Source organism: Mesorhizobium sp. B2-1-3A (genome assembly GCF_006442655.1).
GTDB lineage: Bacteria > Pseudomonadota > Alphaproteobacteria > Rhizobiales > Rhizobiaceae > Mesorhizobium.
Genome location: NZ_VFWK01000007.1, coordinates 384,940 through 397,222, shown reverse-complemented (window position 1 = coordinate 397,222; position 12,283 = coordinate 384,940). Strand labels below are relative to the sequence as shown.

Below are 12,283 nucleotides of genomic sequence, written 5' to 3'. Positions count from 1 at the left end.
GAAGGAACGGTCAGGCATTTTGGCCTCCGCAGTATTTGGAGCGTCGCGCCCTACGGCGCCCCCCTCTGTCCTGCCGGACATCTCCCCCACGAGGGGGGAGATTGGCTGCGTAGGCGTCGGCGCCCTTCCTGCAATGTTGGCGATTTGCGAAAGCGTGCGCGACAGCCGATCTCCCCCCAAGTGGGGGAGATGTCCGGCAGGACAGAGGGGGGCGCTGTCCCGCCGGCATGTCCTTCTTGAGCGAAGAAAACATCCTCAATTGCCCTCGAACACCGGCTTTTCCTTGGCGACGAATGCCTTGTAGGCGCGTTCGAAATCGCGCGTCTGCATGCAGATCGCTTGCGCCTGGGCTTCCGCCTCGATCGCCTGGTCGAGGCCCATCGACCATTCCTGGTTGAGTTGCGTCTTGGTGATGCCGTGCGCGAAGGTCGGGCCGGAGACGATGCGCGCCGCCATGTCGAGCGCGTCGGCTTCGAGCGCTGCCGCATCGACCAGCCGGTTGTAGAATCCCCAGCGCTCGCCCTCCGCTGCCGTCATGGTGCGGCCGGTGTAGAGCAGTTCGGCGGCGCGGCCCTGGCCGATGATGCGCGGCAGGATCGCGCAGGCGCCCATGTCGCAGCCGGCGAGGCCGACGCGGGTGAAAAGGAACGCTGTCTTGGCTTCCGGCGTGGCGATGCGGATGTCGGAACTCATGGCGATGATGGCGCCGGCGCCGACCGCGACACCGTCGACCGCGGCGATGATCGGCTTGCCGCAATTCAGCATCGCCTTGACGAAATCGCCGGTCATGCGGGTGAAGGCCAGAAGCTGCTTCATGTCCATCCTGACCAGCGGGCCGATAATATCGTGGACATCGCCGCCGGAGCAGAAATTGCCGCCATTGGAGAGGAACACCACGGCGTCGACATCGTCGGCATAGACAAGGTCGCGGAACGTGTCGCGCAGTTCCGCATAGCTCTCGAAGGTCAGCGGGTTCTTGCGCTCTGGCCGGTCGAGCCGGACCTTGGCGATCCTGCCCTCGACCTCCCAGAGGAAATGCTTCGGCTTGAGGCCGGCCATTCCGGTCATTCGCGTCCCTCCCAGTTGCTGCGGAACGAGGTCAGCATGCCGGTCAGCCGGCGCGCATCTTCCTCGCTGACCTTGCCCAGCAATTCGCCGATCCAGCCCTCATGCGCCGCGGCGATGGTGGCGAAGGATTTGGTGCCTTCCTCCGTCAGCCGCACCATGGAGGTGCGGCGGTCGCCATTGCGGCGGGCGCGGGCGACCAGCCCTTCCGAAACCAGCCGGTCGACAATGCCGGTGACATTGCCGTTGGAGACCAGCAGGAAGCGCGACAGGTCGCTCATCAGCATGCCTTCGGGGGCGCGGTAGAGTGCTGCCATCACATCAAAGCGCGGCAGGGTCGTATCGAATTCTTTCTTCAGGCGCTCCCGCAGTTCGGCCTCGATCGTGCGCGAGGCACGCAGCAGCCTGATCCACAGGCGCAGCCTGTCCTTGCCGGGTCCCGACGGTGCGGGCAGGGGGCCGGCTACCATGTCTCGCCTCCTGAGATCGAAATTGCCTGTCCGGTGATCGACGCCGCCGCGTCGCCGCACAGCCACAGCACGGCGGCGGCGATCTCTTGCGGCTGGATGAAGCGGCCTTGCGGGTTGGTCGAGGCTAAGCTTGCCCGCGCCTCATCGGCCGAGCGGCCGGTCTTTTCGATGATGCGCTGGATGGACTCCTCCAGCATGTCGGTCTCGACGAAGCCCGGGCACACGGCGTTGACGGTGACGCCGGATTTCGCCGTCTCGGCCGCAAGCGCCCGCATCAGGCCGACGACGCCATGCTTGGCCGCGACGTAAGGCGCGACATAGGCGTAGCCCTTCAAGCCCGCCGTCGAAGCGATCAACACGATGCGGCCTGCCTTGCGCGCGGCCATCCCGGCCAGCGCAGGCTTCACCGTCAGGAAGGCGCCGGTCAAATTGACGTCGAGCGTCTTCTGCCAGTCGGCGAGCGTGGTCTTGTGCGCCGGCATGCTCCCGGCCATGCCGGCATTGGCGACGACGATGTCGAAGGCCCCGCGTGCGGCTTGTGCCGTCTCGTAGAGCGAGGCCATGGATGCCTCGCTGGTGACATCGGCGGCGATGCCGAAAATGCCTTCGCTTTCGCCGGCAACTTTTGCGAGTTCTGCTTCGCGGCGGCCGCAGATGGTCACATTGATGCCAGCGCCAGCCAGTGCCAGCGCGATGGCCCGGCCGACACCGGAGCCGCCGCCGGTGACCAGCGCGTGCTTGCCGGAGATCGCTGTTGCGGCCGTCATACTTTCAGCCCCGCGGCCGCATCGCGCTCCGCCAGCCGGTAGAGCTGGTCGCGCCCGGGCAGGTAGGGATCGGGCCATTTGACGCCGCGGTCACCAAGCGTCACCGCCGCATGCAGCGTCCAGTAGGGGTCGGCAAGATGCGGCCGTGCCAGTGCTACCAGGTCGGCGCGGCCAGCCATCAGGATCGAATTGACATGGTCCGGCTCGTAGATGTTGCCGACCGCCATCGTCGCCATGCCGACCTCGTTGCGGATGCGGTCGGAAAAAGGCGTCTGGAACATGCGGCCGTAGACCGGCTTTGCCAGTGCCGACGTCTGGCCGGCCGAGACGTCGCATATGTCGACGCCCGCTTCATGCAGCAGCCGCGCGATCTCGACCGCGTCGGCCGGTGTCACGCCTTCGATGCCGACCCAGTCATTGGCCGAGATGCGCATCGAGATCGGCTTCTGTGCCGGCCACGCGGCGCGCACCGCGCGGAAGATTTCGAGGGGATAGCGCATGCGGTTCTCAAGCGAACCGCCATAGGCGTCCGTGCGCCGGTTGGTGACCGGCGTGATGAAGGACGACAGGAGATAGCCGTGCGCGGCGTGGATCTCCAGCATGTCGAAGCCGCAACGATCAGCCATCTCGGCCGAAGCCACGAACTGGTCGCGCACCAGATCCATGTCGGCGCGGTCCATCGCCTTCGGCACCTGGTTTTCGGGCGACCATGCGACGGCCGACGCGGCCATGATCGGCCAGTTGCCCGAGGCCAGCGGCACGTCGGTGCCTTCCCAACCCAGCCGGGTCGAACCCTTGGCGCCGGAATGGCCGATCTGTGCGCAGATCTTGGCCTCGGTCTCGGTATGGACGAAGTCGACAAGCCGCTTCCACGCCACCTCGTGCTCGGGCGCGTAAAAGCCGGGGCAGCCAGGTGTGATGCGCCCTTGCGGGCTGACGCAGGTCATCTCGATATAGACGAGGCCGGCGCCGCCCTTGGCCCGCTCGGCATAGTGAGAAAAATGCCAGTCGGTCGGGCAGCCGTCGACGGCCTTGTACTGCGCCATCGGCGAGACGACGACGCGGTTGTTGAGCTTGAGGTCGCGCAGCTTGAACGGCGCGAACATCGGCGCTCGGCGCAGCCTGTTGCCGCCCGCTCCGGCCTGGCGCTGGAACCATTCCTCGGCGCCGCCCAGCCATTCGGCATCGCGCAGCCGCAAATTCTCGTGGCTGATGCGCTGCGAGCGTGTCAGCAGCGAATAGTTGAACTGCACCGGGTCGAGGCCAAGATAGCGCTCGACCTCCTCGAACCATTCGAGCGAATTGCGCGCCGCCGATTGCAGCTTCAGCACCTCGGTGCGGCGGGCATCCTCATATTTGCGGAAGGCCGCATCGAGGTCCGGCTCGGTCTCGACATAGTCGGCCAGCGCCACGGCACTTTCCAGCGCCAGCTTGGTGCCGGAGCCGATCGAGAAATGCGCCGATGCCGCCGCATCGCCCATCAGTGCCAGGTTCTTGTACGACCAGCGCTCGCACAGCACGCGCGGGAAATTGATCCAGGCCGAACCCCTGATATGGTTGGCATTGGTCATAAGCGCATGGCCGCCGAGATGCTTGGCGAAGATGCGCTCGCACACCGCGATGGATTCCTGCTGCGTCATCGTGCCGAAGCCGAAGGCGGCCCAGGTCTGTTCGCTGCACTCGACGATGAAGGTCGCGGTGTCGCTGTCGAACTGGTAGGCGTGCGCCCACACCCAGCCATGCTCGGTCTTCTCGAAGATGAAGGTGAAGGCGTCGTCGAATTTCTGGTTGGTGCCGAGCCAGACGAACTTGCATTTACGGGTATCGATGTCGGGCTTGAAGATGTCGACGAAGGTGTTGCGCGCCCTGGAATTCAGCCCGTCGGCGGCGACGACCAGATCGTGCGTCTCCATGTAAGGCTTAGGGTCGGCGATATCGGTCTCGAACATCAGTTTGACGCCGAGCTCGCGGGCGCGGCGCTGCAGCAGGATCAACAGCCGCTTGCGGCCGATGCCGCAGAAGCCGTGGCCTGACGAGACTGTTCGCACGCCGTCATGGATGACGGCGATGTCGTCCCAATAGGCAAAATGCTTCTTGATCCAGACGGCGCTGACGGGGTCGTTCTTCGCGAGATTCTCGAGCGTTTCGGCCGACAGCACCACGCCCCAGCCGAACGTGTCGTCGGCGCGGTTGCGCTCGAACACCGTCACATCGTGGGCGGCGTCCCGGAGCTTCATCGAAATGGCAAAGTAGAGGCCGGCTGGTCCGCCGCCGAGAACCGCAACCTTCATGTGTGCGATCTCCTCTTCGCTTGCTGTGTCTTCAAGTATCGCGCCGGTGGCAAGATATTTCAAGCTTAAAGTTTTATATCGAAATCATTGTGCTGGTATTGGGCAGCGCGCTTGCGTGTCGAACCGCAAGCGCGCGCCGGGTGGTCACTTGTCCGGGCTCTTCGGGCTCCACAGCACTGTCTCGGCACCCTTCTCATAGGCCATGCCGTCGGGATAGCTGATCGCTTCCAGTTGCAGCCCCCAGGGCGCCTGGAAATAGAGAATGGTCTGGCCGGCGGCGGGTCCTTCCTTGACCGGCAAGGGGCCCATGCGCGTCTTGACGCCCTTGCCGTCGAGATAGGCTTTCGCCGCGGCGACATCATCGACATAGAAGGCGATGTGAAAACCGCCAATGTCGCTGTTCTTCGGCGTCAGGTTCTTCTGGTCGGGCGCGGTGTATTTGAACAGCTCGATGTTCGATCCATAGCCGCAACGAACCATGGTGACCTGTTCGATGACAGCCTTGGGATCGACGCCCAGAAGATCCTGCATGAAGGTGCCCTTGTCGTCGGCGAACGGGCCGAAGGACATCGCCTTCTTGCAGCCGACCACTTCGGTGAAGAAGTCGACCGCCTGCTTCATATCGGGAACGGTGATGCCGGTGTGATCGTGGCCGCGCATGCCGGGGATCGAATCCGCCGAGGCCATGCCGGCGCTGCCAAGGATAGCGGCGACGAGCGTCGCGTTTCGAAGTATCGTCTTCATGTCAGTCCTCTCCATTGGCGGGACCTGGTTGTTTGCTGGTCGCACGTCCGAGGCCCGCTTTTCGGCGTGCGTATGCAATCATGGCGGCGCCTTGCCGGCAGAAGGGATGTCCAGCCAGCCGGCATCGATTTCGGGCAGCGGAATGGCTGCGATGAGGTCGCGCGTGTAGGCCTGCCGCGGATTGTCGAACAAAGCGTCGGTGGCGCTGGCTTCTACGATCACGCCTTCGCGCATGACGATCACTTGCCGGCACAGCCGCCGGATGACGGACAAATCGTGGCTGATGAAGGCGACGGTCAGACCCATCTCCGCCGCCAGCTTTTCCAGAAGGGTGAGGATCTGCGCCTGTGTCGACACGTCGAGGCCGGAGACGATCTCGTCGGCCAGCACGAATTTCGGCGACAGCGCCAGCGCGCGCGCAATGCCGACACGCTGGCGCTGGCCACCCGACAGTTCGTGGCGATAGCGGCCGGCGAAGCTCTGCGGCAGCCCGACGCGCTGCAGCGCCTCGGCGACGCGTTCCTTGAGCCTGTCGCCAAGCCCGTTCTGCTTGAGCGGCGCGGCGATGATGCTGGCGATGGTGCGGCGCGGATTGAGCGACGACATCGGATCCTGGAAAATCATCTGCAGGTCGCGGCGCAACGGCCGCAACTCCGCTTCCGGCAGATGCGTGATATCGCGGCCGTCGAAGCTGATCGAGCCGGCGCTGGGTTCCAAGAGCCGCACCAAAGCGCGGCCGAGAGTCGATTTGCCGGACCCGGATTCGCCGACAATGCCGGTCACCGAACCCTTGGGCAGGTCGAAATCCAGGCCTTTCAAGATCTCGGCCAAGGGCGCGCGGCCGATCAGCGGCTTGCGTGTCATGTCCGGCAGCGCGACCTTCAGCCCGCGCACGGAAAACAGCGGCTCAGCCATGGCTGGGCCTCCACGCCTGGTCCGCCGCCGCGATCTCCGCCGCAAGCCCGGCCAGCACCGCTTCGTCCACCGGTTTCAGCGAGGCGAACGGATCGGTGTAGCGCGGCGTCGCCGCCATCAGGGCGCGCGTATAGGGATGCTGCGGCGCCGCGAAGAGAGCGGCCGTGTCGGCCTCCTCCACCACCTTGCCGGCATAGAGAACCGAGACCTTCTGGCTGATCTTGGCGACGACGCCGAGATCGTGGGTGACGAACAGGATCGCTGTGCCGTGCTCGCGCTGCAACGCAGCGATCAGCCGCAGGATCTGCTTCTGCACGGTGACGTCGAGCGCCGTGGTCGGTTCGTCGGCTACGATCAGCCGGGGCTCGGCGGCGAAGGCGGCGGCGATCAGCACGCGCTGGCGCATGCCGCCGGAGAGCTCGTGCGGATAGCTTTTCAGCACGCGGTCGGGGTCGCGGATCTGCACCTCGTCAAGCAAGTGCCGGATGCGTGCGTCGGCCTTGTCGCCGCTCCAGCCAAGGATGCGCACCAGCCGGTCGGTCATCTGCGGGCCGATGCGGCGCGACGGGTTGAGCGCGGTCAGCGGATCCTGCGGGATCAGCGCCGTGCGGGCGCCGATCAGCGTGCGCCGTGCCTTGGGCTGAAGCCTGCCGAGGTCTTCGCCCTCGAGCAGCATGTCGCCTTCCACGATGCGCACGCTCGACGGCAGCACGCCGAGCACCGCCTTGCCGATCATCGTCTTGCCGGCGCCGCTCTCGCCGACCAGGGCGCGGACCTCGCCGGGCTGCACGGAGAGGCAGACCGAGCGCAGCACGCGGGCGCCGTGCGGCAGCACGGCGCTGACATTGGCGATGTCGAGACAGGCGTTCATCGCAGCACCGGGTCGAAACGCGCCTTCAGCGCTTCGCCGAACTGGCTGAACGACAGCACGGTGAGGATCAGCGTGATCAGCGGAAACACCAGCACCCACCAGGCCTGGTGGATCGACAGCCGGCCCTCGGCGATGAGGCCGCCCCAGGTTGGGTCGTCGGTCGAGATCGACAGATTGACGAAGGACAGGATCGCCTCGACGATGACGGCGATGCCCATCTCCAGCGACAGGAGTGCGACGATCGACGGCACCACGTTGGGCAGCACTTCGCGCAGCATGATGCCGATGCGGCCATAGCCGGCGATGCGGGCATTCTCGACATAATCCATGCGCGACTGGCCCATCGCCTCGGCGCGGATCACCCGGCAGAAGCGCGTCCAGTCGATGATCGCGATGGCGAGGATGACGGAGCTCAAGCCGGTGCCCAGCACGGCCACCAAAAGGATGGCGAACAGCACCGGCGGGAACGCCATCCAGACATCGACGATGCGCGAGATGATGCGGTCGGCCCAGCCGCCGAAATAGCCCGCGATCAGCCCGAGCGTCGAGCCGACCAGGCAGGCGGCGATGGCGGCGGCGAAGGCGACGATGAAGGCGATGCGGCCACCGAAGATCAGCCTGGACAAGAGATCGCGGCCGAGGCTGTCGGTGCCCAGCCAATAGCCCGGCTCGGCGCCGTCGAGCCAGAAGGGCGGCAGCCGCTCCAGCATCAGATCCTGCGCCAGCGGATCCTGCGGCGCCACCAGCGGCGCGAAGATCGCGGCCAGAAGCGCCAGCAGCAGCCAGCCGCCGGCGAGCCACAGCCTGGGGCTCAGTCCGCGTCTTGTGGCTCTATCCATGGCGCAGCCTCGGATTGAGCAGCGCATACATCATGTCGACGGCAAGGTTGATCAGCACGAACAGCAGCGCGAAGACCAGCACGATGCCCTGGATCAGCGGCAGGTCGCGGTTGATGACGGCATCGATCGCCATGTTGCCGAGGCCTTCATAGGAAAACAGCCGCTCGACGATGACCGTGCCGCCGATGAGGAACGTGAATTGCACGCCGACCAGGGTCAGCGTCGGCAGAGCGGCGTTCTTCAGTGCCTCGCGCAGGATTACCTGCGTCTCGGAAAAACCCTTGACCCGGGCCAGCACGACATAGTCGAGGTCGAGGACTTCCTTGAGCGACTGTTTCAACAACTGCGCGATGATCGCCGCCAGCGGCAGCGCCAATGCCACCGCCGGCATCAGCATGTGCTTCAACAGGTCCCAGGTCAGGTCGAAGCGCAGCCGAAGCAGGCTCTCGAAGAAATAGAACTGGGTGACGAAGGGCAGGTCGAGCTGTGGCGAGACCCGGCCGGAAATGTCGAAGATCGGCACCAGCACGCCGAACAAAAGGATCAACACCAGGCCCCAGAGGAAATCGGGAATGGAAAGCGCGGCGCCGCTGGCGATGTCGATGCCGGCTTCCACCGCCGTGCCGCGCTCGCGCGCGCCGAGGACGGCCGTCGTGCCGCCGAGCGCCACCGCCATGATCAGCGCGACAATGGCGAGTTCCAGCGTCGCCGGCAGCCGGTTGAACACGAGGCCGAGCACGTCTTGCCGCAGCGAGATCGAGGTGCCGAAATCGCCGCGCACCACGCCGGACAGCCAGATGAAGAACTGTTGGACGATGGTCTTGTCGAGGCCGTAGAGCGCGCGCAGCCGGGCGATGTCGGCATCGGTCGCGCCGGGCGGCAGCATCATCGCGATCGGATCGCCAGGCGCGACGCGGATCACGACGAAGACAACGATCGCCACGCCGAACAGCGTGATCAGCATCGTCAGCAGACGGATCAGGAATCGTTGCAGGAGCATGTAAATCTTTGCAGGAGCCCGCAGGCTCGTATGCCCGATAGAAAAATGCGCGCCGTCGCTATGGACGGCGCGCGGCAATTCCAGGCCGATATCAGGCCGGGGTCATCAGCGCCGGCAGCAGCGCGCCGGAGATATGCTGCACGACGTTGACGCCCTTGGCGTGCACGATCGGCTGGGCGAACTGCAGCAGCGGCAGCACATAGGCCTGCTCGGCGATGTATTTGTCGACCGCCTTCCAGCCGGCGATGCGCTTGGCCTCGTCCTTCTCGCCCCAGAGGGGACCGATCTTGGCGTCGAGGTCGTCGGTCTTCCAGGACGAGTGCGGCGACGGCCCGAACATGGCGAAACCGGTCGAGGTGGTCGGATCGCCGATGGCGTTGCCCCAGTTGTAGAAGGCCGCCGGCGCCAGCTTGTGCGCGGCGCGCAGTTCATAGTGCTTGGCAATCTCGTAGACCTCGATCGTCGCCTCGATGCCGACCTTGCGCCACATGCCGACGATCGCCTGCACCATCTCGTAGTCCTTGGGCTTGAAGCCCTTGGTCGTCTGGATGGTGACCTTGGCCGGCTTCTCCGGCGAGTAGCCGGAGGCCGCCAGCAACTCCTTCGCCTTTTCCGGATTGTGCTCGACCTTGATCGATGGATCGAAGGCCGCGTATTCGGGCGTCTCCAGCGTCGCGATCGGCTGGCCGTAGCCACGCAGCAGCCGCTTGACCAGAAGCTCCTTGTCCACCGCCATCACGGCCGCCTGGCGGACATTCTTGTCCAGCATGGCGTCCTTGTTGTTGAAGAAGATCATGCCGATGTCGGAGACGTTCTTGCACGAGCCGGCCAGCCCGTCCTTGGCGATCAGCCGGTCATATTCCTCGTACGGGATTTCGAGTGTCACCTGCGAGGAGCCGGACTCGATCTCGGCCACGCGGCTCGCCGCGTCGGTGACGAACTTGATCGTCACATTCTCGAAGGCCGGCTTGCCGCCCCAATAGTTCGGATTGGCCTTGAGCCGCAGGAAGGCGTTGCGCTCGAATTTTTCGACCATGTACGGGCCGGTGCCGATCGGCGCCTTCTCGAAACCTTCGGCGCCGACCTTCTCGTAATAGGCCTTCGGCAGGATGTAGCCGGTCAGGAACGACATCCACTTGAAATAGACCGGGTCGAACTGCACCACGTCGCCGGTGATCTTGTTGCCGTCGATCTTGAAGTTGTTGACGTTCTTCCAGACGAACTGGATCGGATTGCCGGTCTTTTCGTCGCCTGCCCGCTGCAGCGACCAGACCACGTCCTCGGGCGTGAACGGCGAGCCGTCGTGCCAGGTCACGCCTTCGCGCACCGTCATCGTCACCTTGGTGCGGTCGTCGTTCCAGCCCCATTCGGTGAGCAGGCCCGGCGCGAAGGACAGGTCCGGCTTCTGCGGAATGAACTGGTCGAAGACTGATTGATACAGGCCCTGGATCGTCGGGTTGACGGCCGAGGGTCCGGTGGTCGGATCCCAGGAGGGCAGGTTGACATTGTAGGCGATGGTCAGTTCGCCGGCGGCCGCCTTGGCGATCCGCGGCAGGCCGATGGCGGCCACACCAAGTGCGGCGGCACTGTATCCAAGCAATTCGCGTCTGGTGATTGTCATGGTCGTTCCCCTTGTTGGTTATTGTCGTTGCGCGGCAGTGTCAGGTCATTGGTTCAGGCTTCGTGGACAGCAGCGCCTTGCCTCTCGTCACCTCGATAAATCGTCGGCCTACCTCCCGCCAACCTGTTGCGCGAGCATGAAGCCCGAGGCCGCACCGGTGCCGGCGCCCGGCCATGTCGCGGCGCCCGTTAGATGCAGATTATTGACCGGCGTGTTCCAGCCGGCATAGCCGCGCGCCGGGCGGAACAGAAAGTTCTGTGCCAGATGGTGGCTGCCGCAGACCTGGTCGCCGCCGACGAGGTTCGGGTTCTCGCGTTCGAGGTCGATGGGCGAGAACACCGCCCGCCCGAGAATTTTGCCCCGCAGGCCGGGCGCATAGGTCTCGATGATATCGAGCACGCGCTCGGCATAGGCCTCCTTGACCTGATCCCAATGCGCGGGCGCGATCCTGGCCGATGCATCACCCAGGATGTCGGCTGGCAGCATGCGCACCTGCACCCACAGCACATGCTTGCCCTGAGGCGCGCGCGACGGGTCGATCGCCGAGGGCTGGCCGACGACCAGCACCGGCTCGTCCGGCAGCATGCCCGCCATCGCCTGCTGATAGGTCCGCGACATCGCATCGAGCGACGGTGATAGATGCACATAGGCGAACTGCCGAAGCTCGGCCCCCGCGCTCCAGTCCGGCAGATCGTTGAGCGCCAGGTGGATCATCATCGTGCCTGGTGCGTGGCGGAATTTCTTCATCGCCGTGTCGAAGCCGGCGTCGCCGGACCCGTTGGGCAGCAGCTTGCCAGTCAGTGCCCGGGGCGCGACGCCTGCGATCACCGCCCTGGTGGCGGTATGCGTCTCACCGGAAGCGAGCCGCACCCCCGTCGCCTTGCCGCCGGATACCGTGATCTCGGCCACATCGGCGCCAGTGACGATCTGGCCGCCGGCGGAGGTCACCATGCCGGCCAGAGCCCGGATGATGGTATCGGCCCCGCCCTTGCCCAGCACCATGCCGAAACTCTGGTTGGCCATCGATTCCAGGTAGGGAAACACCGCACCGCCGGCGATATCGGGCGCGAAATCGAGATGCATGCCCCAGGTGGCGAGCGTTGCCCGCACATGGGGGGACTCGAAAGTCTCCTCCAGCCATGCGCGTGGCGACGACAACAGCAGCCGACCGGTGTCGAGTGCGCCGGTGACACCCTTCTTGCGCCACAGGTTCCACGCCGTGCCGGCAAGCGCGCGGGCACCCATCGGCGAGCCGAGCAGTCGGAACAGATGCTCGGCCTCCGCCGGAAAGGCGGCGACCAGCTTGCGCCATGTCGCGGCGTCCGCAGTGGAGAAAGCCGCCATGCGCGCCGCGGTCTTTTCCAGATCGTTGCTGACGCCGAACCAGCGTCCATCCGGAAAGGCGCTGGCAAAACAGTCGGCGACGGGCGCGAACTCCAGCCCCTGCGCTTTCAATTCATTTGCATATTTCCGATGGAAGGCGGAGCCTGCAAACAGGCTCAGATTCATCGCGCCGAAATCGTGGCGGAAGCCGGGAAGGGTGAATTCGCGGGTTTGGACAGCGCCGCCGATTGTTGCGCTGCGCTCAAAAATCCCGGTTTTCCAGCCTTTGAGCGCAAGATGCGCGGCGCATGCCAGACTATTATGGCCCGCCCCGACAAAGATGGCGTCGAACTCGCTCACGCCCCGTTCCCATTTCC

Annotated in this window: 11 protein-coding genes; all 11 read right to left on the bottom strand. The window is 65.1% G+C overall.

The features are described from left to right. Positions 1 to 255: 255 nt before the first annotated feature. Complete coding sequence (locus FJ977_RS29035) at positions 256 to 1,068, bottom strand: enoyl-CoA hydratase family protein (protein WP_140775617.1); 813 nt, start codon at positions 1,066 to 1,068, stop codon at positions 256 to 258. Continuing rightward, positions 1,065 to 1,535 (bottom strand): MarR family transcriptional regulator, encoded by a 471-nt coding sequence (locus FJ977_RS29030; protein WP_056569752.1) that lies wholly within the window; start codon positions 1,533 to 1,535, stop codon positions 1,065 to 1,067. The genes FJ977_RS29035 and FJ977_RS29030 overlap by 4 nt, the downstream gene beginning before the upstream one ends. Next, complete coding sequence (locus FJ977_RS29025) at positions 1,529 to 2,302, bottom strand: SDR family NAD(P)-dependent oxidoreductase (protein WP_140775616.1); 774 nt, start codon at positions 2,300 to 2,302, stop codon at positions 1,529 to 1,531. Before FJ977_RS29025 ends, FJ977_RS29030 begins: the two co-directional genes overlap by 7 nt. Beyond that, entirely contained in the window at positions 2,299 to 4,593 is a 2,295-nt protein-coding gene (locus tag FJ977_RS29020) for a bifunctional salicylyl-CoA 5-hydroxylase/oxidoreductase (protein ID WP_140775614.1), read from the bottom strand. The genes FJ977_RS29025 and FJ977_RS29020 overlap by 4 nt, the downstream gene beginning before the upstream one ends. Positions 4,594 to 4,737: 144 nt before the next feature. After that, complete coding sequence (locus FJ977_RS29015; protein ID WP_140775612.1) at positions 4,738 to 5,337, bottom strand: VOC family protein; 600 nt, start codon at positions 5,335 to 5,337, stop codon at positions 4,738 to 4,740. A gap of 78 nt (positions 5,338 to 5,415) precedes the next feature. Beyond that, positions 5,416 to 6,252 carry an ATP-binding cassette domain-containing protein gene (locus FJ977_RS29010; protein ID WP_140775610.1) on the bottom strand — a complete coding sequence of 279 codons (837 nt, stop codon included), beginning with the start codon at positions 6,250 to 6,252 and terminating at the stop codon, positions 5,416 to 5,418. Then, positions 6,245 to 7,123: an ABC transporter ATP-binding protein gene (locus tag FJ977_RS29005; protein WP_140775608.1), complete on the bottom strand. Its 879-nt coding sequence runs from the start codon at positions 7,121 to 7,123 to the stop codon at positions 6,245 to 6,247. The genes FJ977_RS29010 and FJ977_RS29005 overlap by 8 nt, the downstream gene beginning before the upstream one ends. Continuing rightward, entirely contained in the window at positions 7,120 to 7,989 is an 870-nt protein-coding gene (locus tag FJ977_RS29000) for an ABC transporter permease (RefSeq protein WP_181180100.1), read from the bottom strand. Before FJ977_RS29000 ends, FJ977_RS29005 begins: the two co-directional genes overlap by 4 nt. Next, a complete protein-coding gene (locus FJ977_RS28995) occupies positions 7,955 to 8,962 on the bottom strand; it encodes an ABC transporter permease (protein ID WP_140775604.1) in 1,008 nt (335 codons plus the stop codon). The genes FJ977_RS29000 and FJ977_RS28995 overlap by 35 nt, the downstream gene beginning before the upstream one ends. 91 nt (positions 8,963 to 9,053) lie before the next feature. Then, positions 9,054 to 10,583, bottom strand: a complete 1,530-nt coding sequence (locus FJ977_RS28990) for an ABC transporter substrate-binding protein (RefSeq protein WP_140775602.1) — start codon at positions 10,581 to 10,583, stop codon at positions 9,054 to 9,056. Between the two features lie 108 nt (positions 10,584 to 10,691). Continuing rightward, the gene (locus FJ977_RS28985; RefSeq protein ID WP_140775600.1) at positions 10,692 to 12,266 is read right to left on the bottom strand and encodes an NAD(P)/FAD-dependent oxidoreductase; all 1,575 of its coding nucleotides are present in this window, start codon (positions 12,264 to 12,266) and stop codon (positions 10,692 to 10,694) included. Positions 12,267 to 12,283: the final 17 nt, after the last annotated feature.